The organism is Acerihabitans sp. (assembly GCF_036398755.1).
Lineage (GTDB): Bacteria > Pseudomonadota > Gammaproteobacteria > Enterobacterales > Enterobacteriaceae > Acerihabitans.
Window position 1 is genome coordinate 1 of record NZ_DASWOM010000041.1, and the last position, 22,411, is coordinate 22,411.

The following is a 22,411-nucleotide window of genomic DNA, read 5'->3' on the forward strand; positions in this document are numbered from 1 at the left end:
CGCAGCATGATCATGCGCGTTAAACATCCGGTTTCCGAAGCCTCCCCGATGGTCAAAGCCAAAGATGAACGCCGCGATCGCCGTGAAGATTTCGCCACCGAAGCCAACGATGACAATGATGCTGGGGATTCTGAAGAGTAATCGATGATGACGGCGAACCGTCTGATGTTGTCCGGCACCGTGTGCAAGGCACCCATTCGAAAGGTCAGCCCGTCAGGTATTCCTCACTGTCAGTTTGTGCTTGAGCACCGCTCGCAGCAACAGGAAGCCGGTTTTTCACGACAAGCATGGTGCCGTATGCCCGTGGTGGTCAGTGGAAAGCAATCGCAAGAGATTACTCGCAGTATAACGGTCGGTACGCAGCTCACCATCCACGGTTTCATTTGCAGCCATCAAGGTCGCAATGGGCTGAATAAAATGGTCCTGCATGCCGAGCAGATTGAATTGATAGATTCTGGAGACTAGCCAAATGGCACGTTATTTCCGTCGTCGCAAATTCTGCCGTTTCACCGCGGAAGGCGTTATTGAGATTGACTATAAAGACATCGCTACGCTGAAAAACTACATCACCGAAAGCGGTAAAATTGTCCCGAGCCGTATTACCGGTACTCGCGCCAAATACCAACGCCAGTTGGCCCGTGCGATCAAACGCGCGCGCTATCTGTCTCTGTTGCCGTACACTGATCGTCATCAGTAATCGGTCACTGTCCACCAGACTTTGAGAGGATAAGGTAATGCAAGTTATTCTGCTTGATAAAGTTGCCAACCTGGGTAGCTTAGGCGAACAAGTTAACGTTAAAGCGGGCTATGCCCGTAACTACTTGGTACCGCAAGGTAAAGCCGTTCCGGCCACCAAGAAAAACGTTGAGTATTTTGAAGAGCGTCGCGCCGAGCTGGAAGCCAAGCTGTCTGACGTTCAGGCCGCGGCCCAGGCTCGCGCCGATAAAATCACTGAACTGGGAAGCGTTACCGTTGCGTCTAAAGCAGGCGACGAAGGTAAACTGTTCGGTTCCATCGGTACGCGCGACATCGCCGACGCCATCACCGCTGCCGGCGTTAGCGTCGCCAAAAGTGAAGTGCGCCTGCCTAACGGTGTGCTGCGCACCATTGGCGATCATGATGTCAGCATCCAGGTTCACAGCGAAGTTTTCGCTACCCTGAATGTTATCGTGGTAGCTGAAGCCTGATCGAAAGATTAAGCGATTGATAAAACGCCGGCTTATGCCGGCGTTTTGCTGTGTGGAGCCAGTGCGGCGCGACGAAGGCAATCAGCCGATGGTCAATGCTTGCGTGAGGCCGGTTTAGCCTAATCCTGCGGTGGTCAACGTCCGCGCTTAATTCCGCAGGTAGCTGCCGTCGGCCTGCCTGACAAAGCGTATCCGGCTGTTGGCGCCGGTTTCAATCGTCAGCATCTGCACCACCCCCTGAGCATTCTGCTGGATGTCCACCTGTTGACCCGCCTGCAGGCTGCTGAGCGGTTTGTCGTCGCCTTCCGCCTGCGCCATGGCAAACACGTCCCCTACCGGCAGGTTATGCTCGCGAAACAGCTGCGCCAGCGTTTGGCCCTCGACAATGCGATAATGATGCAACTGGCCGTCCCCGGCGGCGATAGGCGCGGCAGCCGCGGCGGCGCCGTTATTATCGACCAGCTCCGCCTGCATGACCGGCCGTGGTCCGTTGGCCGTGGTTTGTCCGGTGGGCGCCGTTGTGGTGACGGAAGGGGAATAAGGCCAAAGTATCGCCGCCGCGATAATCAACGCGGCAATCAGCACCAGGCGCCGATGCAGCAAGGGTAGCGGTCCCATCCACTGGAAACCGTCGGGTAAGTGCCATACTCTTTTCAGCAGGGTCAGCATTGACCGGCCTGGCGCGCTGGCATCATCATCGGGCAGCGGACGTAGAGGCCACTTCCATTTGAATCCGCCGTAACCCAACGGGGAAAAACGGGGGATTTTGTTTTTCCCGGGCGAAATTCTGCCCATGATAACCTCTCTTGCAATGGTTTACCTGTTGTAACCCTCGCGAGTATAAAGCGGCGCACAGGGAACCTCCAAAGCTTAATTGACCGGTAGGCAAGAAGCCTGCTTGCTCGATGCAGGACTCATATTCATCATAGAGGATTTTACCCCAAACGCCTGCGCTGTTATGCTGCGCCTTTCGCTTTTTACCATTTCAAGGAAAAAACATGAGCGCACCTTCTTTAGACAGCGTGGAAGCCCAGGCCAGTTACGGCATCGGTTTACAGGTCGGCCAGCAGTTGCAGGAATCGGGCCTGGAAGGCCTGCTGCCGGAAGCATTGCTGGCGGGGCTCAGCGACGCCCTGGCCGGCAACTCACCGGCGGTTCCTGTAGACGCCATCCACCGCGCGCTGCGCATTATCCATGAACGCGCGGACGCGGTTCGTCTCGATCGTCAGCAACACCTGGCGGTGGCCGGGCAGCAATTCCTTGACGCCAACGCCGGCGAAGAAGGCGTGCGCCAGACCGAGTCCGGGCTACAGTTCAAGGTATTGACGCAGGGCGACGGAGCGATACCGACCCGCCAGGACCGCGTAAGCGTCCATTATACCGGGCGGTTGCTGGACGGCACGGTATTCGACAGTTCGGTGCAGCGCGGCCAGCCGGCGGAGTTTCCGGTTAGCGGCGTAATTCCCGGCTGGATAGAAGCCCTGATCCTGATGCCGGTCGGCTCAAAATGGGAACTGTATATACCCCATAATCTGGCCTACGGCGAGCGCGGCGCCGGCGCGTCCATACCGCCGTTCAGCGCGCTGATCTTCGAAGTCGAACTGCTGGAAATCCTCTGACATCCGCGGGCGCGCGCTTGCCGCGCCCGCGGCCGATGTCCGCCGCTAGATTATTCCGATGGCTATTTCGCGAAAAAAAGCTAGTCTGGTGAATATGATGTAATGGTCCAGAGGTGACACATGATTGAACAGATAAGCCGGCTCTCGCGTGAAGCGGGCGCGGCGATTATGCAGGTCTACGATGGCGAGGCGCCTGTCGAACTGACCCATAAAACCGACGATTCGCCGCTGACCGCCGCCGATCTGGCGGCGCACCGGGTTATCGTCGCCGGGCTGGAGGCGCTGGCGCCCGATATCCCCATTCTGTCCGAAGAGGACCCGCCCGCGTGGGACGTGCGGCGCGGCTGGACGCGCTTCTGGCTGGTGGATCCGCTGGACGGCACCAAGGAGTTTTTGCGGCGCAACGGCGAGTTCACGGTGAATATCGCCTTAATCGAGGACGGCCAGCCGGTGATGGGCGTGGTGTATGCCCCGGCCAGCGATATTCTCTATGCCGCCGACGCCGGCAATGCCTGGAAGATAACGCCGGACGGCAAGCGGCTGGCGATCCACTGCAAGGAAGCAAGGCCTCCGCTGGTGGTTATCAGCCGTTCGCACAGCGATGACAGTGAATTACAGGATTATCTGTCCCAATTGGGCGAGCATCAAACGGTGACCATCGGATCCTCGCTGAAATTCTGCCTGGTGGCGGAAGGCAGCGCCCAGCTTTATCCCCGTTTCGGGCCGACCAGCGTTTGGGATACCGCCGCCGGCCATGCGGTGGCCGCCGCCGCCGGCGCATTGGTCAATGACTGGACCGGCCATACGCTGGATTACCATCCGCGCGAATCCTTTCTCAATCCCGGGTTCAGGGTGTCGTTATTCTGAACCGGCCTTAACGCGCGCCGCCTGGCAGCAGGCGGTGCAATAGCGTAGTCACCTGCTGGATCTCCGCCAGCGACAGCGAGCCCTCCTTGGCATAACGCACCCGCCCCTGGGCATCCACGACCATTATCGCCGAGCTTTTCGGCCGCAGATGCCACGCCTGCAGTACATTGCCATGGGCATCCAGAATAAACTGCGAACCGGGATAGATGGTTTTATGATTTTCCACCCAGTTGCGCGCGAACGACGGCCCGCCGCCGAACACGGCGTCGTTTTCGTTGATGATGGTCGTCGTTTGGTAATATTTGGCGGGTAAGCTGGCCTTCTTGAGCGCCTCTATCATCGCGGCGTTCATCTCGCTGGCGGAGGACTGGGCGGCGATATGCTGCACTAGATGGATTTTTCCCAACAACTGCGAACTGTCCCAGAATTTGTAGCTGAACTTATCGTTCTTGAGCAGCAGTTCGCCTTGTTCGGCAATCGCCACCTTGGGTAATGGCCTGCCGATAACCAGGTTATGGGCAAAGGCGCCGAGGGATAGCGGCAGTATCAGGATTAACAGGATTAACCGGCAACGCATGATGCGACTCCTTTAAGCGACGGGCGGCCCGGATCGGCGCTAAGCGTTGGGGTTACACCTGCGCGCCCAATTGCGTCGTATGACCAAGCTAATGCATTTTCAGCATATTAATACTGCTGTAATAGATAGGGCTTTTATACCATTCTGTCAAATTGTGTAAACACAGCTTAGAGTCCTGTAATTGCGTGAACTTAAGCACATATGAAGACTCTTATAAAGTGCTAGTGTTGGTTCATCCGCCAGGTTTAAAACACAACGGCAGGACGAGATTAATCACGGGAGTAAAGTAAAAAAAATGAGAATCTTCCATCGCTATAACGCTATTAAGGTAGCAACCTACGTCAAGATATTATTCCGCGGTCGTATTTATATCAAAGGCTTCGGCGCCTTCGAATTTGATAAAGGCAAGATTTTGCTGCCGAAGGTGCGTGATAAACAGCATTTTCATGTCATGACGGAAGTTAACCGGCAGGTAATGAGATTACAGTCCGACATGGGCTGATGCGCCAGGTTTCTTCCCCAGCCGTTTCAGCGGCGGTACGCTTCCGGTTTTGCGAAATGGCCCCTTCCCCCGCGCCTGCGCGCCAGGGGAGGGGAAACCGCGCGCGGCTGCCTGAGGGGGGCGAAACGGTCGGCCGGGTCAGGCTACGTGCGAAGCGTCCGAGGTCTTGGCCAGCACCAGCGTGGATTTTTCCTCGATCCGGGTTACCAGCAACTGATCGATTTTATAGCTGTCAATGTCCACCACCTCGAATTTGTACCCGCCATAACGGACAAAATCGGTGCGTTTAGGGATTTTGCGCAGCATAAACATCATGAAACCGCCGATGGTTTCATAATTGCCCGCCTGCGGGAACTCATCGATATGCAGGACCCGCATTACGTCATCAATAGGCGTGCCGCCCTCGATTAGCCATGAATTCTCGTCGCGGGTGACAATCTGCTCCTCCAGCCCCTGGCCCACCAAATCGCCCATCAGGGTCGTCATGACGTCATTAAGGGTAATGATGCCCACCACCAGCGCGTATTCGTTGAGGATTACCGCAAAGTCCTCGCCGGCGGTCTTGAAGCTTTCCAGCGCCTCGGACAGGGTCAGGGTATCGGGCACGATCAGCGCCGAGCGGATCTGAACGCCGCTGTTCAACGCCAGGCTTTGGTTGCCCAGCACGCGGTTAAGCAAATCTTTCGAATCCACATAACCGACGATATGGTCAATATTGGCGTCGCAGACCAAAAATTTTGAGTGAGGATGCGTTGAGATTTTTTCTTTTATACTGGCTTCGGTTTCGGTTAAATCAAAATAGATAATGCTTTCGCGCGAGGTCATGGAGGAGGGCACCGTACGGGACTCCAGCTCAAACACGTTTTCAATCAACTCATGTTCCTGCTTGCGCAGGACGCCCGCCAGCGCGCCGGCTTCCACCACCGCGTAAATATCATCGGAGGTGATGTCGTCCTTGCGCACCATCGGCAGCTTCAGCATGCGGAAAATGACGTTTGCCAAGCCGTTAAACACCCAGACCAACGGACGAAACACCATCAGGCAGAAGCGCATCGGGTTGATAATCCGGATGGCGCAAGCCTCCGGTGAAATCATACCGATGCGTTTCGGGGTCAAATCGGCGAACAGGATAAACAGGCTGGTGACCAGGGTAAAAGAACAGATAAAACTGATTTGATCGGCCAGCTCCGGCGACATGAAACGCACGAGAATGGAGGCGAAGGACGGCGAAAACGCCGCGTCGCCCACGATGCCGCCAAGAATTGCCACCGCGTTCAGGCCGATTTGGATGACGGTAAAAAAGATACCGGGCGTCTCCTGGAGTTTAAGTACGCGTTTGGCGTTGATATTGCCTTCGTCCGCCATCAGCTTGAGTTTAATTTTGCGCGAAGCGGCGAGGGAGATTTCCGACACTGAAAAAAAAGCGCTCACCGCGATTAACAGCAGGATAAGCAGAATACTGTTTAGCATAATTCGACCACTTCGGGCTGACAGTTATGCCAGCGCGCCTTTGACGGGCAACGTGTTGTTTAAAGATATCATATTTCAGTCTGTTACGCGGGGTCGGAACGTCATCAATCGCCCGACCGGCGGTGCGTACAGTATAACAGCAGCCCCCCGGGGGCTGCTAATGATTACGCCGGCGTCAGGCCGGCCGCCGGCTGGAGGGGGGTTACGCCTGCGGCGGCATGCATACGCCGATGCCGCCGAGATTGCAGTATCCCTGCGGATTTTTTTCCAGGTATTGCTGGTGATCGTCCTCGGCATAATAGAACGGCGTGGCCGGCTCGATGGCGGTGGTGATGGTGCGCCGATCGCCGGCCTGCGCCATTGCCTGCTGGAAACGCTGCTTGCTGGCCAGGGCTTCTTCTTCCTGCTCCGGCGTCAACACAAAAATCGCGGAGCGATATTGCGAACCGATATCGCCGCCCTGGCGCATGCCTTGCGCCGGGTCGTGATTTTCCCAGAAATACTGCAGTAATTCACCGTAGCTGATGACCGCCGGGTCAAACACCACCCGCACCGCTTCGGCATGGCCGGTCTGGCCGGTGCAGACCTCGCGATAGGTGGGATTCGGGGTGAAGCCGCCGGCATAGCCGGCCGCCGTGCTGTAAACCCCCGGGATCTGCCAGAACAGACGCTCCACGCCCCAATAACACCCCATGGCAAACAGCGCCACGTCCATATTGTCGGGAACATGAGTCATTGAATGGCCGTTGATCACATGGGTGGTCGCCACCGGCATCGGCGTCAGGCGCCCGGGCAGGGCATCGCTTTGTGATACAAGCTGGGTTTTATCAAAATTCTGCGCCACGATAGACTCCTAATTAGACGATTATCGAAATAATGGGCTATTCCCTGTTGTCTTGTACACTTTCTTTACAGACAATAAACACCAATATTACGTTAAGCTGTAAGCTTACGACTGTATTTTAGGGTGAAAGCAGCAAAAACAACCCTGCAGTCGTTTTATAAAAAAAAGACGGCGATTGCGCGCGTACGGAATTCACTCGCGGGATGGTTAAAATACAGGAGCCAGCGTGCCAAAAAACCGCCTTTTATGCCTGTTTTGCATGCTACTGGCGACGCCATGGTCTTACGCCGCCAACGTGCGTTTGCAGGTGGAGGGACTTCAGGGAGAGTTGCAACGTAATGTCCGCGCGCGCCTGTCCACCATCGGCGCGGATGAAATCACGGCCGACGCGCGTTTCCAGGCGCGTGTCGATGGCGTGGTGCGCGAGGGGCTGCGAGCCCTGGGCTACTATTCCCCGCAAATCGATTTTGAGTTCCGCCCGGCGGTTAATGGCGGACGGCCCGTGCTGTTGGCCAAAGTCACCCCTGGCCAGCCGGTGAAAATCGCCGGTGTGAATATCAGCCTGCGCGGCGACGCGCGCGCCGACAGGGATTATCTTGGCCTGGTGCGGCGCAGCCGGCCGGCAATGGGCAGCGTATTGAACCATGGAGATTACTCCAATTTTATCAACGGCATGACTGGCCTGGCGGTGCGAAACGGTTATTTTGACGCCGATTTCCCCAGGCGGCAGCTTGGCGTGTCGCCGGCGCGTCATGAAGCCTTCTGGGATGTGATTTTCGACAGCGGCCAGCGTTACCGCTTCGGCAAAGTGCGTTTTCACGGCACGCAAATCCGCGAGGATTATCTGCAAAATATTCCCACTATCCGTGAAGGCGACGAGTACAGCGCCACCTCGCTCGCCGAGCTTAACCGCCAGTTGGCCGCCACCAACTGGTTTAACTCGGTGGTGGTGTCACCTGACTTCAGCGCCGGTAAAACCAATAAGGTCTTGCCGCTGGACGCGGTGGTTACGCCACGCAGCCGCAATATTATCGAAACCGGGGTCGGGTTCGCCTCCGACGTGGGGCCACGGATAAGAACCACCTGGAACCGGCCCTGGCTCAACGATCGGGGCCATAGCCTGCAAACCACGCTCAGCCTGTCCGCTCCCGAGCAGGCGCTGGATTTCAGCTATAAAATCCCGCTGCAAAAAAGCCCTCTGGAACAATACTATGTGGTGCAAAGCGGGTTTAAGCGCGAAGACCTTAACGATACCAAATCCGATGCCACCACGGTCAATGTGGCGCGCTTCTGGGATTCCGCTTCCGGGTGGCAACGCTCGGTCAACCTGCGCTGGAGCCTGGATCACTTTACCCAGGCCAACGTCACCGACACCACCATGCTGCTTTATCCCGGCTTTACGGTTAACCGTACCCGGCAGCGCGGCGGGCTGATGCCCACCTGGGGCGACTCCCAGCGTTACTCCATCGACGTGTCCGATACCACCTGGGGCTCGGATGTGGATTTTTTCATTCTTCAGGCGCAGAACGTCTGGGTGCGCACCCTGGCGGATAAACATCGTTTTGTGGCGCGCTACAACCTGGGCTGGATCGAGACCAATGATTTTGATCGCGTGCCGCCGTCCCTGCGTTTTTTCGCCGGCGGCGATCGCAGTATCCGCGGTTACCGGTTCCGGGCCATATCGCCACGCGACGCGGACGGCAAGTTGACCGGCGCTTCGAAGCTGGCCACCGGTTCCCTGGAATATCAATACAACGTGACCGGCAGGTGGTGGGGCGCCACCTTTATTGATACCGGCCAGGCGGTAAATGATTTTCGGCGAACCGACCTGAAAACCGGCGCGGGCGTCGGGGTAAGATGGCAGTCGCCGGTAGGCCCGATCAAATTGGACGTAGCCGCGCCCATAGGCGATGCCGATGAGCACGGAGTGCAGTTCTACATAGGCTTAGGGACAGAACTATGAGTCTTGCAAGAAAAATCGGCCTTGGCATCCTGACGGTTCTTGTGCTGCTGCTCGGCGCGCTGGCCTATCTGATTGGCACCACCAGCGGCCTGCATCTGCTGCTTAACGGCGCTGCGCGCTGGGTGCCGGGGCTGGACATCGTCGGCGTAAGCGGCGGCTGGCGCGACCTGACGCTTAAGGGCGTGCGCTATCAACAGCCGGGCATGCAGGTGAACGTCGGCGAAGTGCATCTGGCGCTTGACCTTTCATGCTTTCGCCACGGCCAGCTGTGCGTCAACGATTTCGCCTTGCGCGCAGTGGATGTTGCGGTTGAGACCGCCGCGCTGGCGCCGGGGCCAGCGGACGCCGCCGGGCCGGACAGCGCCGGGACGATAAGCACGCCTTATCCGCTGATGCTGCGTAATTTCAGCGTCAACGGGCTGCGGGTGCAAATAGACCATACGGTTATCGCCCTGGAACGGTTGCACACCGGCATGGATTTTCGCGGCAATAGGCTTATCGTCACGCCCACGGATATCAACGGACTGTTGGTGGCCTTGCCGAAAGCGGCGGAGCTGTTGGCCGATGGCGCCATCGACGCCGTTGCCCAGACCGATGAGCAAAAACGCGCCGCCGCCCGGCTGGCCGCGGAGAAAGCGGAGGCGCAGCGGCAGCCGCCGATGGCGGAATCCCTGAAGGCGCTGTTCGCCGATCCCCTGTTGCCCAACCTGCCGGATATCCCCATGCCGCTCAATGTCCAGCTCCAGGAACTGAGGGGCGCCGACCTTAGGCTGACCGGCGATACCGACATCACCGTGAAAAGTATCCTGATGCAAGGGCGGACATTGGATCGCGACCTCACTCTCGACCGGCTGAGCATCGATGCCGTCCAGGGAATGCTGAGCGCCAGCGGCAAGGCGCGGCTGGACGGGCAATGGCCGCTGGAATTGACCGTCAATAGCCAACTGAATGTCGACCCGGTGAAAGGCGAGAGGATAAAGCTCCGGATCAGCGGCGGCTTGCGCGATCGTCTGGACGCCGCCCTGAATTTTTCCGGTCCGGTCAAGGCACAGATTAATGCCGGCATGCGCCTGGCCGACAGCGGCCTGCCGCTGGAGGTCTCGTTGACCAGCCCCGGCGGGCAGTGGCCGCTGACCGGGGAATCCCGGTACCGCCTGCGCGACCTGTCGCTCAAGATTGACGGCAAGGCGGTGGATTATACCCTCGCCCTGCATGGCGCGGTCAGTGGCGAAGGCTTGCCGCCGGCGGATCTTTCCCTGCAAGGCAAAGGCAATCCCACGCAGTTTACCCTGTCACGCCTGCGCGTGGCGGCCCTTGAGGGGACAACCGATCTGACGGCGGTGATTGACTGGAGCGACGCCATCAGCTGGCGCAGCGAACTGACGCTCAGCGGCATCAATACCGCCGGGCAGTGGCCCGATTGGCCGGCCCGTTTGGCGGGAAAAATCGCCACCCGGGGCAGTATCCACGGCGGCAACTGGCAATTGAGCATCCCGGAGCTGGCCCTTAACGGCAATATTAAACAAAACCAGATTACCGCCCGCGGCTCCCTGAGCGGCAACGCCGCCGGGCAGTGGCATATACCCGATCTCAGGCTGGCGCTGGGGCGCAACAGCCTGGAGGTCAAAGGCGATTTAAACCAGCAATTGGCCCTTGACGCGGTGCTTGACGCGCCGAATCTGAACGGTGTGCTGCCGGGACTGGCCGGTACCGCCGGCGGACGACTGGCGGTACGGGGCGAGCGGGGGACGCCGCAGGTCAACATGGACCTTAACGCCCGCGGGCTGCGCTGGCAGTCCCTTACCGTGCGCCGTATCGACCTGACCGGCAATCTTCGCGTCAGCGATATCGTGCGCGGCGACCTAAACCTGCGCCTGGACCAACTCCAGCGCGATAGCCTGCTGGTGCGCCAGCTAACCCTGGCGGTGACCGGCGATGAGCGCCGTCACCAGCTGCGCCTGAATCTGCAAGGCGATCCGCTTTCCGGCGAGTTAACGCTTAACGGCGGGTACGATCGGCAGCAGCAGCGCTGGCAGGGCGCCCTGAGCCAGACGCGCATCGGCACGCCGGTCGGCGACTGGCGCTTGACCCGCGCCATGACGCTGGATTACCAGCATAGCGCGCAACGCATCGTTATCGGCCCTCATTGCTGGCTGAACCCCAACGCCCAACTCTGCGTGCCCACCGCCATTGACGCCGGCGCCGGCGGCCGGGCCGCGGTAGTGCTCGATCGTTTTAACCTGGCGATGATCCGTCCCTTTCTGCCGGCGGATACCGCGCTAAGCGGCCAGTTTACCGGCCGGGCCGATGTCAGCTGGCAGCCCGGCGGCGGGTTGCCCCAGGCGAGGATCGCCCTGGCGGGCAAAGGGGTAAAGGTGGTGCAAAATGTCCAGGGCAATGCGTTGCCGATAGCTTTCGAGACGTTAATCCTTAACGCCGGCCTGGATCATGACCGCGCGCGCCTGGACTGGCAACTGGGCATTGCCGGCAACGGCGGGTTTACCGGCCAGGTGATGGTGGCCGATCCCCAGGGGCGGCGCACGCTTTCCGGCGACGTCAATATCAGCCGGCTATCGCTGTCTATCCTTAACCCCATTTTATCGCGCGGAGAAAGCGCCGCCGGTATCCTTGACGCCCGTCTGCGCGTCGGGGGCAGCGTCGCCCAGCCGCAGCTGTTCGGGCAACTGAGCCTGGATCGGCTGCTGATGCGTGGCAACTGGATGCCGTTCGCGATGAGCGAAAGCCGGCTGGCGATGGTGTTCAACGGCACCGGTTCGACGTTGCAAGGGGTTATCCACACGACCCACGGGCAAGTTAACCTGGGCGGCAGCGCCGACTGGAGTAATATCAGCGCCTGGCGCGCGCGGATCGCGGCCCAGGGCACCGCGGTAAGAATTACCGTACCGCCCATGGTGCGTATGGATGTGTCACCTGATATTGTGTTGGAGGCCGCGCCGCAGGTATTCACCCTTAACGGCCGGGTTGATATACCCTGGGCGCGGATCGAGGTGAGGGAATTGCCGCCGAGCGCGGTGGGGGTGTCGCCCGACGAAGTGATCCTCGACGAACAGTTGCGCCCGGTGGAGCAGGCCAAGGTCACCACGGTTATCAACAGCAACCTGGTTATCCATGTCGGTCGCGATGTGCGGCTGGACGCCTTTGGCCTGAGGGCGCGGCTGGAGGGCGATCTTAAAATGATCCAGGATAAGCAGGGCCTGGGCCTGAACGGCCAGATCAATATCCCGTACGGCCGTTTCCGGGCCTATGGACAGGATTTAAGCGTCCGGCGCGGGCAGCTGATGTTCGCCGGTCCGCCGGCCCAGCCGTTGCTGAACGTGGAGGCCATCCGTAATCCCGACAACACGGCCGACGGCGTGATCGCGGGCGTCAGGGTGACCGGCATGGCGGACCAGCCGAGGCTCGAGGTGTTCACCGAGCCGGTGAAATCGCAGCAGGAAGCGTTGTCCTACCTGCTGCGCGGCCAGGGGCTGAATACGCCCGGCGCCGACAGCAGTGCGATGACGTCAATGTTAATCGGCATGGGGGTTGCGCAAAGTGGGCAACTTGTGGGTAAAATCGGCGCAGCGTTCGGGGTGAGCAATTTAACCCTGGATACGCAGGGCGTCGGCGACGAGTCCCAGGTCGTGGTCAGTGGTTATGTTGCACCCGGCTTGCAAGTAAAATATGGAGTCGGTATTTTTGATTCATTGGCAACGTTAACGTTACGTTACCGTTTAATGCCTAGACTTTATCTGGAAGCCGTGTCTGGTCTTGACCAGGCATTGGACTTGCTCTATCAGTTTGAGTTTTAACAATGCGAATAATTGTCTACGGTAGTCTGCGACGCAATCAGGGCAACAGTCATTGGATGACCAACGGCCAATGGTTGGGCGATCACGTGATATCCGGTTTTGAACTATACGATCTCGGCCATTATCCAGCGGTCGTCCCCGGCACGGGAACGGTATATTGTGAAGTCTATCGCATTGATTCCTCGACCCTGGCCGAGCTGGATGCCCTGCGCACCAAAAGCGGCGAATACAAGCGGGCATTGATCGCGACACCCTACGGCGGCGCCTGGATGTATGTCTACCAGCGCCCGGTGGAGGGATTGCGGCGGTTAAAAAACGGGGACTGGGTAAAACGCGCCGAGGAATCCTGATGGGCGGGTGATGAAGATGCGCAAGATTGATGATGCGCATCTTTCTGAACAGCGTGGACGCGCGTTATTTTTTAGCGCGTTCGAAGGAGGCGACAATCTCCGCCTTCGCGGCTTCGGCGTTTTCCCAGCCCGCGACTTTAACCCATTTGCCTGGTTCCAGGTCTTTATAATGCTCGAAGAAATGGGTAATTTGCGCCCGCAGCAGCGGGGACAGATCTTCCACATCTTTCACATGGTCGTACTCTTTGGTCATCTTGGTATGCGGCACCGCCACCAGCTTGGCGTCTTCGCCGGCTTCATCGGTCATTTTCAGCACCCCCACCGGGCGGCAGCGGATAACCGAACCGGGCTGCAGCGGATAGGGCGTTGGCACCAATACGTCCACCGGATCCCCGTCAAGGGAAAGGGTATGGTTGATATAACCGTAGTTGCAGGGATAAAACATTGCGGTGGACATGAAACGATCGACAAACAGCGCACCGGTTTCCTTATCAACTTCGTATTTGATCGGGGAAGCGTTCGCCGGGATTTCAATCACGACGTAAATGTCCTCGGGAAGATCTTTTCCTGCCGGTACCAGATTTAAGCTCATGTCAGTTTCCTTAACCTTTCCAATATAAATGGCGTAGCGCCTATTATAACCAAAATTCGCGGCAGTTCATCGCTGAATGCGAACCCGCGGCAAAATTACCCGTCCATGCGACCCTGTGAGGGCGTTCACACTACGGATATATATAGGATTAATTCGCGTTGCATCGATAAAGTATTCACCGTTGTCTCCGATAACCGATGCAAGGCGGAGTGTACAGCCTCTGCCGGGTGATTTGTGTACATCAACATCTGAAAACGCAGGGGCGGTAATATGTTCAAGACCATGAGCGTCAAGGTTGGGTTACTGACCTGGCTGATTGTGATGACCATTATTTTATTTATTGTCGGCGGTATCGGCATTCGTACCATCCAGCAAAGTTCAGGTTCCCTGCAAGCCATAAACCAGGTCCAGGGCGTCGAGCTGAGTTTGCTGAGCCGGAGCTATAACGCCTCGCTCAGGGCGCGCACCGAGGCGTCGCTGGCGGTGAGGCAGTATGAGACCGGCCTTATCGGCGAAGCCCAGGCCTCGACGGCGAATGTCAAGGCGTTAGCCAAAGTGGCCGATGACGATATGGCGGCGTTTCTGGCGTCCGGGTCGGTCACCCCTGAAGGCGCCCGGCGCGCCCAACAGCTGAATCTGGTGTATCAGCGTTACAACGAACAGGGCGTTAAGCCAATCATCGCCGCCCTGGGCAATGCTAATCCGGACGGCTATTACCAGGTGCTTGAAACCCAGCTTACCCCGCTTAGCCTGGAGATGGATAAGGCACTGGATTCTTTTCAACAATTCGCGTTGCAAATCGGACAGCAGATCCAGCGTGACGCCGCCGACGCCGCCCATATCCAGTTGGTGCTGACCCTTGTCGCCTGTGTGCTGGCCCTGGCGCTATCGGTGATAGCCTGGCTTGCGGTGCGTGGGTTTATCCTGCGTCCGCTGGATGGCGCCATTGCCCATCTGGAGCAGATTGCCGCCGGCTCGTTATATCATCCCGTGAGAACCAGCAAAGCCACCGAGCTGGCGCGGCTGAACCGCGCGCTGGCATTGATGCAGGATTCGCTGGCGGGCGCGGTGAGCGAGGTTCGTTTGGCGGGCGGCCAGATCGATACCGGTACCCGGGAACTGGCGATGGGCAACACTAATTTATCACAGCGTACCGAAGCCTCCGCCGCGGCGCTTGAACAGACGGCGGCGAGTATGGAGCAGTTGACCCAAACGGTGAAACTGAATGCCGAGCATGCCCGTCAGGCCCATGAGCTGGCCAAGACGGTATCCGATACCGCCGACAAGGGCAGTGAGGTGGTGTGTTACGTGATTGAGAAGATGCAGGCGATTACCAGCAGTTCGCGTCGTATCGCCGATATTCTCGGCGTAATCGATGGTATTGCATTCCAGACCAATATCCTGGCGCTGAATGCGGCGGTGGAAGCGGCGCGGGCCGGCGAGCAGGGCCGGGGCTTCGCGGTGGTGGCCGGGGAAGTGCGCAGCCTGGCGCATCGCAGCGCGGAGGCGGCCAAGGAGATCAAGGGGTTGATCCAGGAATCGCAGGGGCGGGTGAACGAAGGGTCGGAGATGGCCCATACCGCGGGCGAGACCATGGATGAGATCTCCGAGGAAGTGATGCGGGTCACCAGGCTGATGCGTGAGATTTCCAATGCCACCGATGAGCAAAGCCGCGGTATTGAGCAGATTAGCCTGGCGGTGTCGCAGATGGATGCGGTGGCGCAGCAGAATGCCTCGCTGGTGGAGGAGTCAAGCGCGGCGACGCGTTCGTTGCAGGCGCAGTCGCAGCAGTTGGCGAAGAGCATGGCGGTGTTTCAGCTGGAGGGAACCCCGGTGGCGGCGGATGACGCTGAGGTGGCGGTGGCGGCCTGAATGTGTCAAGGGTAAGTTGGCGCGCTCTCCCTTGAACGCGCCTGCCGTGCCAGGGGGGTGTTATTCGTCGGGGTAGTCGCGCATAAAGCGTTCAGCGTCGTTGACCATGGATTCCGTGCCGACAAAGAACGGCGAACGCTGGTGAAGTTTTTCGGGCATGATGTCAAGGATGCGGTTTTTACCGTCGCTGGCCTTGCCGCCTGCCTGTTCGGCCAGGAACGCGACCGGGTTGCACTCATAGAGCAGGCGCAGCTTGCCCTGCGGGTGCGTGGCGGTACTGGGGTAGAGGTAGATGCCGCCCTTGAGCAAATTGCGGTGGAAGTCGGACACCAGCGAGCCGATGTAACGCGAGGTGTAAGGGCGGTTGGTGGCCTCGTCCATTTCCTGGCAGTATTTGATGTACTTTTTAACGCCGTTGGGGAACTTGATGTAGTTGCCTTCGTTAATGGAATACATATTGCCGGTGGCAGGGAAGCGGACGCTTTCGTGGGAAAGGCAAAATACGCCGATGGAAGGATCGTAGGTAAAGGCATGGACTCCGCAGCCGGTGGTATAGACCAGCATGGTGGACGAACCGTAGACCACGTAACCCGCCGCGACCTGCTTGTGGCCGGGCTGGAGGAAATCTTCAAGCGTCACCGGCGTGCCCACCGGCGTGACCCGGCGATAGATGGAAAAAATGGTGCCTACCGAGACATTGACGTCGATATTGGAGGAGCCGTCCAGCGGGTCCATCAGCACGACATATTTGCCGCTGGTGGAACGTTCGCCGTCAAAAATGACAATTTCATCTTCTTCTTCGGAGGCAATGCCCGCTACCTGCCCGCGCGCCTTCAGCGCCGCTTTTAATTTCTCATTGGCAAACAGGTCGAGCTTCATCTGGACTTCGCCCTGGATATTGGATACGCCGCTGGTCCCGAGGATATCCACCAAACCCGCGGTATTGATATCGCGGTGGATGATTTTCGCCCCTAATTTTATCGCGGAGAGTAATGCGGTAAGTTCACCTGTGGCATGTGGAAATTCGTGCTGTTTCTCAACGATAAATTCGCCTAACGTTTTCATATCACTTTCCCTGAATCCAAAGAAGACCATGTTGCTAAGGATGAAAAGCGGTACTATCAATTTTCACTGACCGATTTTCACTGAACAAATCTCACTGACTAATTAATCAGACAGAGCTGACGCCACCCGATTAGCCGCTTACGTATGTAATGCAGTTTAGCTTAAACGAATGTGGACATATCATCAAATCCGTTTATATCGGTCGGTCGCAGCGGTAGAATGAGCCGCAGTTCGTGTTAAAAAATGGAAAACTTATGCGCATACACATTCTTGGGATCTGCGGCACATTTATGGGCGGACTGGCGATGCTGGCCCGTTCTTTGGGGCATGAGGTGACCGGGTCCGATGATAATGTCTATCCCCCGATGAGCACGTTGTTACAGGATCAGGGCATTGTGCTTATCAAAGGCTATGATCCGGCGCAGCTGACGCCCGAACCGGAACTGGTCATTATCGGGAATGCGATGAGCCGGGGCAATCCCTGCGTGGAAGCCGTGCTGGAACGGGGTATTCCCTATACGTCCGGCCCGCAGTGGCTGCACGATCGGGTGTTGCAGCAACGCTGGGTCATCGCGGTAGCCGGCACCCACGGCAAAACCACCACCGCCGGCATGGTGACCTGGATCCTCGAGGCGTGCGGCTACCAGCCGGGTTTCGTGATAGGCGGCGTGCCGGGTAATTTTACCGTTTCCGCCCGTTTGGGCGACGGCGCGTTTTTTGTGGTGGAAGCCGACGAATACGATTGTGCGTTTTTTGATAAACGCTCCAAATTTGTCCACTATTGCCCGCGAACCCTGATCCTCAACAACCTTGAATTCGATCATGCGGATATCTTTGACGATCTGAAAGCCATCCAGAAACAGTTTCACCATTTGGTCAGGCTGGTGCCGGGCAAAGGTAAAATCATCCTGCCCGATAACGACCAGCATCTGAAGCAGGTGATGGCAATGGGGTGCTGGAGCGAGCAGGAATATATCGGCGAGGAGGGCAGCTGGCGGGCGAAAAAGAGCGCGCCGGACGCCAGCCGTTTCCAGGTGTTTCTTCAGGGCGAGCCGGTGGGCGACGTGCATTGGGAACTGGTGGGCGAGCACAACATGCATAACGCCCTGATGGCGATTGCCGCCGCCCGCCATGTCGGGGTGCTGCCTGCCGATGCCTGCCGGGCGTTGGGGTCTTTTATCAACGCCCGCCGTCGTCTTGAGCTGAAAGGCACCGCCAATGGGGTGAAATTGTATGATGATTTTGCCCACCATCCCACGGCGATCCTGGCGACGCTTGCCGCGCTGCGCAGTAAAGTGGGCGGCACCGCGCGCATCCTGGCGGTACTGGAGCCGCGCTCCAATACCATGAAGATGGGATTGAATAAAAATGAGCTGGCGCCATCCCTGGGCCGGGCCGACGAGGTTTTTTTATTCCAGCCCCAGCATATTCCCTGGCAGGTGAGCGAAGTGGCCGAAGCGTGCGTGCAGCCGGCCCATTGGAGCGCTGATGTCGATACCCTGGTGGAAATGATTGTCAAAACCTCCCAACCCGGCGATTACATCCTGGTGATGAGCAACGGCGGATTCGGCGGCATTCATGAAAAACTGCTGGCGCAATTGAATCTCAAAGCCGGCATGGTGGCCTAGCAGCCGCGCAAGGCAAAAAAAAACCCCCGCAAGCGGGGGAAGGATCGTCGGATAGGACGACGAGAGGGAATCGGCAATTCGCGTCTTGGGTTATTACTGGACACAGGAATAACAGAGGGCGACGACGTTTTTGCCAGTGTGACTTTTGGCGTGAACTCTCTCTCTACTGCTTTATTAACGTCTGCAAATCATTGGCCCGGCCGCCTTCACCGCGCCGGCCTTTGGCCGGGCGAACATGTCGCGGCGCCGCCGTGTCGGCGCTTATTTATACAGCTCGGCCGTGGCGTGCCAGGTATCATTATCACGGGCTTCCGTGATGTGATAGGAGGTTGCGCCTTTGGCTTCGGCGGCCTGGTTCAGGGCCTGGTGAATATCGGAAGGCGCGCCCGCCTTGCCGGTTACGCTTACCGTGCCGAACGGCTGCAAGCCGCTGGCCTGTTCCTGCGAGATCGAATTCGCGGCGAAAGCGCCAAAGGACAAGGCTGACATTACGGTCATCAGTGAGACTGCGGTTTTAATTTTCATGTTATTACCTCTACATATTCTTGTGCGTAACGGTTTCATGCTGTTGTTTTTCGCCGGCGGTGCGCCGTCAACAGCCTGTGAAACGTGATGTGCATCACGAAGTAAAGTATACACTAGTAACGTGAGGTATTAATAGTTTGCTCATAATTTATTATGAAACTTTATTTGCGTTCTTTGCCATAATATAAGTAAAAGCTATTAAAATAGGTTAAAAAATATACAATTAATGTTAAATAATTGTAATTTCAAAGAGATGAAAGGTTTTAGCCAAACGTGCTGTCCGACGGGGCGCTTTTGGTGAAATCAGCCGCGGGGCATGTAAAACAAGGATTTCACACCGGCTTAACGCCACGGCGACGGCGTCCGTGGCGGTCGGAAAGGGGCCGGGCGATACAACGGCGATGAAAACCGCGGGCGATCGGCGGTTTCAGTTATAAGGCGCCAATCCCCAGCCTATAGCTCCTGATCGAACAGGATGAGTATGGCTTCGTAGAGTTGTTTAACGCTAAAGCCCTTGGCGGGTGTGGTAAAAATGGTATCGTCCCCGGCAATGGTGCCCAGAATGCCCTCGGACTTACCCAGGGAATCCAGCAGGCGGGCAATAAGCTGCGCGGCGCCGGGGCTGGTATGGATAACGATGACCGCGTCGTTATGATCGACATCCAGCACCAGGTTTTTCAGCGGGCTGCTGGTGGTGGGCACGCCCAGCTCCGCCGGCAGGCAATACACCATTTCCATTTTAGCGTTGCGGGTTCTCACCGCGCCAAATTTGGTTAGCATCCTTGATACCTTGGACTGATTTATATTTTCAAACCCCTGTTCTTGCAGCGCAAAAACAATCTCACCTTGGGAGCTGAATTTTTCTTCCTTAAGCAAGGCCTTAAAAGCTTTAACCAGTTCTTCTTGTTTTAGGTGGTTGCGCATATTTTCCCAAACCAGTAGCCGATATTGTAGTTTGAATTATGCATAAATTTGCATTTTTATGCAATAAAAATGCGATGTCGCCGCCTTATCAGCCAAATTGAGTCGGCAAAACGGTCAGCGTAGCAATATTTATTCAAATCAACCATGACCTGGCTCGCATATTTACTGGCATTAAAAAGTAAAGGGAATGTTATTAAAATGATGTTGTTTTGACCATTGCTGTCGGTGTAATGTGATCGATAACCACGGGTATTGAACGGCAGCGGCAGGCATTATCCGGTGAAGTCGTCCGGTATGGGAATAAGGCTGGAACTTATGGATAAGAAAGGGAAGTTAACGTGTCATTTCTCAAATTTGCGATCGCTGATTTGTTTTTACTCGTTTATGTCTCTATGATCATAACCAGATGATTTGACGGCATTTAATTTTTCCTATAATAATAAGGAGATTAGAATGAAAGTCGCAGTTCTCGGTGCAGCGGGTGGCATAGGACAGGCACTAGCCCTGTTGCTCAAAACCCAACTCCCCTCAGGTTCAGAACTCTCTCTCTATGATATCGCCCCCGTGACGCCCGGCGTGGCGGTCGACCTCAGCCATATTCCCACCGCGGTGAAGATCAAGGGCTTTAGCGGCGAAGACGCCACTCCCGCCCTGGCGGGCGCGGATATCGTGCTGATTTCCGCCGGCGTGGCGCGCAAGCCCGGCATGGACCGCGCCGATCTGTTCAACGTCAACGCGAGCATCGTACGCAACCTGATCAATCAGGTGGCGAAGGCTTGTCCCAGCGCGTTAATCGGCATCATTACCAATCCGGTCAACACCACGGTGGCGATCGCCGCTGAAGCGCTGGAGAAGGCCGGGGTGTATGACAAACGCAAACTGTTCGGTATCACCACGCTTGATATCATCCGTTCCAATACCTTTGTCGCCGAGCTGAAAGGCCTGCGGCCCGAGGACGTGGAAGTGCGTGTGATAGGCGGCCATTCCGGCGTCACTATCCTGCCGTTATTGTCCCAGGTTAAGGGCGTGAGCTTTAGCGAACAGGAAATTGCCGACCTCACCCGCCGCATCCAGAATGCCGGCACCGAAGTGGTGGAGGCGAAAGCCGGCGGGGGTTCAGCCACCTTATCCATGGGCCAGGCGGCGGCGCGGTTCGGCCTGTCGCTGGTGCGCGCCATGCAGGGTGAAGCCGGCGTGGTGGAATGCGCTTACGTTGAAGGCGATGGCGAATTTACCCGCTTCTTTGCCCAACCGCTGCTGTTGGGTAAGCAGGGCCTGGAGGAACGTCAATCCATCGGCACCTTGAGCGCCTTTGAACAACAGGCGCTGGAACAAATGAAGGATGTGCTGAAAAAAGATATCGAACTCGGGGAAAAATTCATCAATCAATAATGCGCAGGTAGCGGCCCCGTGCCCTGGAACCGGGGCCGGGCTGCCGTTACCCTTGGTTTCACCGCGCGCCGTCCCAGCGGCGTGCAAGCTGCTTTTGCCTGTGTATCCCCGCTGGTATTCCCTTCGGCTGCTTGCTCCCCATTCTGATGCCCTTTTAGCCCAGGCTTGGGCGGATATTTCCATCTGTTGCCGATTAGTCCCATCCGCTATTTCTGCAACCGCCAGCGGTTTTATTCTCGTCGTTCTTATAGTTCCTATATCAATCATTCTATTGATAAATATTGTTTATTTACAGTTTATGGGATAAAAACCAAGCGCGCTCTCATTTTTACATCCGTTGTGGCGTTTACTGCTTTTTTTGTGTTGTAATTGACGTAACGACACGCTGTAATCAGTTTAGTGCGCAAGCGGAGTTATAACGGAACCGCACCTGGATAAGACCGCTGGGTAATAAGGGTTTTACGGGTCTTACGCCATGGAGATTACGCAAGCTATTACCAGACAAGGAGGGAAACGATGTTACCAAAAAAGGAATGGATAGCCACCCATGAACTGATAGGCGTCGGCGGACTGCCTAAAACGCGCCAGGGGCTGAACCGGCGCGCGCGCGAAGAGGGCTGGCATAAAAGGCGCCGCGAAGGCGCCAGGGGAAAGGCCCTGGAATATGCTTGGCAAAGCTTGCCCGAGACGGTTAAAAAAACGCTGTCGCTTCGTTCCAATATGGCTGAATACCGGGCTGCGCCGCAGGAGCCGTCTTCCACCTGGCTGGAAATACACCGGCAGCTCTCAAGCGAGGAACGCGACTTTGTCGTGTCGTTTATATTAAGGGAAGGCGTTTTAAACCTGCTAAAACGCCTGGATTATCCCGATGAGTCCCTGGCGGAACTCAATCGGGAGTAGGAGGGAAAGGCCGGCGCGCCCGAGGGCCGTGCCGGCCGGGTTGACCTGTCAGCGCGAGCGGATCAGGCTTTTCCTGTCGACGAGTTGATACGTTTTCGCATCAATGTAACGGCTGGGCCATATCTCCAGCGGGTGAATGCCCAAGGCATCCCCTATCAGCCATTCGCCTTTCGGCCAAGGGCGGGTCATGGCGTTCGCCAGCGTCGACGAAGACAAACCCGCGCCCCGAGAGACGGCCGCTAGCGTGGTGCCGCGTTTACGCAACGCTGCGATGATATCGGCGGGGTGCCAGTCTTTTATCCTTTCGTTCATATCTTGATCC

At 57.2% G+C, this 22,411-nt stretch carries 22 protein-coding genes and 1 pseudogene; 14 read left to right on the plus strand and 9 right to left on the minus strand.

What is annotated here, in order from left to right:
• From rpsF to rplI, 4 genes and pseudogenes are all read left to right on the plus strand, one after another.
• A pseudogene (gene rpsF, locus VGC33_RS06685) lies at positions 1-141 on the plus strand (30S ribosomal protein S6); the annotation flags it as partial.
• A 6-nt stretch (positions 142-147) separates the two neighbouring features.
• A complete protein-coding gene (priB, locus tag VGC33_RS06690) occupies positions 148-465 on the plus strand; it encodes a primosomal replication protein N (RefSeq protein ID WP_331120002.1) in 318 nt (105 codons plus the stop codon).
• Between the two features lie 4 nt (positions 466-469).
• The gene (gene rpsR, locus VGC33_RS06695; protein ID WP_048637617.1) at positions 470-697 is read left to right on the plus strand and encodes a 30S ribosomal protein S18; all 228 of its coding nucleotides are present in this window, start codon (positions 470-472) and stop codon (positions 695-697) included.
• 37 nt (positions 698-734) lie between these two features.
• Entirely contained in the window at positions 735-1,187 is a 453-nt protein-coding gene (rplI, locus tag VGC33_RS06700; RefSeq protein ID WP_331119973.1) for a 50S ribosomal protein L9, read from the plus strand.
• Positions 1,188-1,334: 147 nt separating this feature from the next.
• On the opposite strand, the gene VGC33_RS06705 is transcribed toward rplI, so the two are convergent.
• Positions 1,335-1,982 (minus strand): LysM-like peptidoglycan-binding domain-containing protein, encoded by a 648-nt coding sequence (locus VGC33_RS06705; protein ID WP_331119974.1) that lies wholly within the window; start codon positions 1,980-1,982, stop codon positions 1,335-1,337.
• A gap of 203 nt (positions 1,983-2,185) precedes the next feature.
• Between VGC33_RS06705 and VGC33_RS06710 the strand changes: the two genes are divergently transcribed.
• Complete coding sequence (locus tag VGC33_RS06710) at positions 2,186-2,806, plus strand: peptidylprolyl isomerase (RefSeq protein ID WP_331119975.1); 621 nt, start codon at positions 2,186-2,188, stop codon at positions 2,804-2,806.
• Between the two features lie 120 nt (positions 2,807-2,926).
• Positions 2,927-3,673 (plus strand): 3'(2'),5'-bisphosphate nucleotidase CysQ, encoded by a 747-nt coding sequence (cysQ, locus tag VGC33_RS06715; RefSeq protein ID WP_331119976.1) that lies wholly within the window; start codon positions 2,927-2,929, stop codon positions 3,671-3,673.
• A gap of 7 nt (positions 3,674-3,680) precedes the next feature.
• Here the strand turns inward: cysQ and VGC33_RS06720 are convergent, their stop codons facing one another.
• Positions 3,681-4,250, minus strand: coding sequence for a YtfJ family protein (locus VGC33_RS06720; RefSeq protein WP_331119977.1), 570 nt, complete (start codon positions 4,248-4,250; stop codon positions 3,681-3,683).
• A 295-nt stretch (positions 4,251-4,545) separates the two neighbouring features.
• On the opposite strand from VGC33_RS06720, the gene ytfK reads away from it, so the two are divergent.
• Entirely contained in the window at positions 4,546-4,752 is a 207-nt protein-coding gene (ytfK, locus tag VGC33_RS06725; RefSeq protein ID WP_331119978.1) for a stringent response modulator YtfK, read from the plus strand.
• Positions 4,753-4,890: 138 nt separating this feature from the next.
• Here ytfK and paeA read toward each other — a convergent pair whose 3' ends face one another.
• Both paeA and msrA read right to left on the minus strand, forming a co-directional pair.
• Positions 4,891-6,222, minus strand: coding sequence for a polyamine export protein PaeA (gene paeA / locus VGC33_RS06730; RefSeq protein WP_331119979.1), 1,332 nt, complete (start codon positions 6,220-6,222; stop codon positions 4,891-4,893).
• Positions 6,223-6,424: 202 nt separating this feature from the next.
• The gene (msrA, locus tag VGC33_RS06735) at positions 6,425-7,066 is read right to left on the minus strand and encodes a peptide-methionine (S)-S-oxide reductase MsrA (protein WP_331119980.1); all 642 of its coding nucleotides are present in this window, start codon (positions 7,064-7,066) and stop codon (positions 6,425-6,427) included.
• Between the two features lie 259 nt (positions 7,067-7,325).
• On the opposite strand from msrA, the gene tamA reads away from it, so the two are divergent.
• Genes tamA through VGC33_RS06750 form a run of 3 tightly spaced genes read left to right on the plus strand, consistent with a single transcriptional unit; the run spans position 7,326 to position 13,191 of the window.
• Complete coding sequence (gene tamA / locus VGC33_RS06740) at positions 7,326-9,029, plus strand: autotransporter assembly complex protein TamA (protein ID WP_414636902.1); 1,704 nt, start codon at positions 7,326-7,328, stop codon at positions 9,027-9,029.
• Positions 9,026-12,841, plus strand: coding sequence for an autotransporter assembly complex protein TamB (gene tamB, locus VGC33_RS06745; protein WP_331119982.1), 3,816 nt, complete (start codon positions 9,026-9,028; stop codon positions 12,839-12,841). The genes tamA and tamB overlap by 4 nt, the downstream gene beginning before the upstream one ends.
• A 2-nt stretch (positions 12,842-12,843) precedes the next feature.
• Positions 12,844-13,191 (plus strand): gamma-glutamylcyclotransferase family protein, encoded by a 348-nt coding sequence (locus VGC33_RS06750; protein ID WP_331119983.1) that lies wholly within the window; start codon positions 12,844-12,846, stop codon positions 13,189-13,191.
• A 64-nt stretch (positions 13,192-13,255) separates the two neighbouring features.
• Here VGC33_RS06750 and ppa read toward each other — a convergent pair whose 3' ends face one another.
• Positions 13,256-13,783 (minus strand): inorganic diphosphatase, encoded by a 528-nt coding sequence (ppa, locus tag VGC33_RS06755; RefSeq protein WP_331119984.1) that lies wholly within the window; start codon positions 13,781-13,783, stop codon positions 13,256-13,258.
• Between the two features lie 270 nt (positions 13,784-14,053).
• Here ppa and VGC33_RS06760 point away from each other — a divergent pair, with 270 nt between their 5' ends.
• Positions 14,054-15,655 (plus strand): methyl-accepting chemotaxis protein, encoded by a 1,602-nt coding sequence (locus VGC33_RS06760; RefSeq protein ID WP_331119985.1) that lies wholly within the window; start codon positions 14,054-14,056, stop codon positions 15,653-15,655.
• 60 nt (positions 15,656-15,715) lie between these two features.
• Here the strand turns inward: VGC33_RS06760 and fbp are convergent, their stop codons facing one another.
• Positions 15,716-16,720 carry a class 1 fructose-bisphosphatase gene (gene fbp, locus VGC33_RS06765; RefSeq protein WP_331119986.1) on the minus strand — a complete coding sequence of 335 codons (1,005 nt, stop codon included), beginning with the start codon at positions 16,718-16,720 and terminating at the stop codon, positions 15,716-15,718.
• Positions 16,721-16,974: 254 nt separating this feature from the next.
• Here fbp and mpl point away from each other — a divergent pair, with 254 nt between their 5' ends.
• A complete protein-coding gene (mpl, locus tag VGC33_RS06770) occupies positions 16,975-18,348 on the plus strand; it encodes a UDP-N-acetylmuramate:L-alanyl-gamma-D-glutamyl-meso-diaminopimelate ligase (protein WP_331119987.1) in 1,374 nt (457 codons plus the stop codon).
• A 261-nt stretch (positions 18,349-18,609) separates the two neighbouring features.
• On the opposite strand, the gene yhcN is transcribed toward mpl, so the two are convergent.
• Entirely contained in the window at positions 18,610-18,873 is a 264-nt protein-coding gene (gene yhcN / locus VGC33_RS06775) for a peroxide/acid stress response protein YhcN (protein WP_331119988.1), read from the minus strand.
• Between the two features lie 453 nt (positions 18,874-19,326).
• Positions 19,327-19,797, minus strand: coding sequence for a transcriptional regulator ArgR (gene argR / locus VGC33_RS06780; RefSeq protein WP_331119989.1), 471 nt, complete (start codon positions 19,795-19,797; stop codon positions 19,327-19,329).
• 453 nt (positions 19,798-20,250) lie between these two features.
• Between argR and mdh the strand changes: the two genes are divergently transcribed.
• Both mdh and VGC33_RS06790 read left to right on the plus strand, forming a co-directional pair.
• On the plus strand, positions 20,251-21,189 hold the full coding sequence (mdh, locus tag VGC33_RS06785) for a malate dehydrogenase (protein WP_331119990.1): 939 nt from the start codon (positions 20,251-20,253) through the stop codon (positions 21,187-21,189).
• Between the two features lie 516 nt (positions 21,190-21,705).
• The gene (locus tag VGC33_RS06790) at positions 21,706-22,089 is read left to right on the plus strand and encodes a DNA-binding protein (protein WP_331119991.1); all 384 of its coding nucleotides are present in this window, start codon (positions 21,706-21,708) and stop codon (positions 22,087-22,089) included.
• Positions 22,090-22,137: 48 nt separating this feature from the next.
• Here VGC33_RS06790 and VGC33_RS06795 read toward each other — a convergent pair whose 3' ends face one another.
• Positions 22,138-22,401 (minus strand): helix-turn-helix domain-containing protein, encoded by a 264-nt coding sequence (locus tag VGC33_RS06795; protein ID WP_331119992.1) that lies wholly within the window; start codon positions 22,399-22,401, stop codon positions 22,138-22,140.
• Positions 22,402-22,411 lie beyond the last annotated feature (10 nt).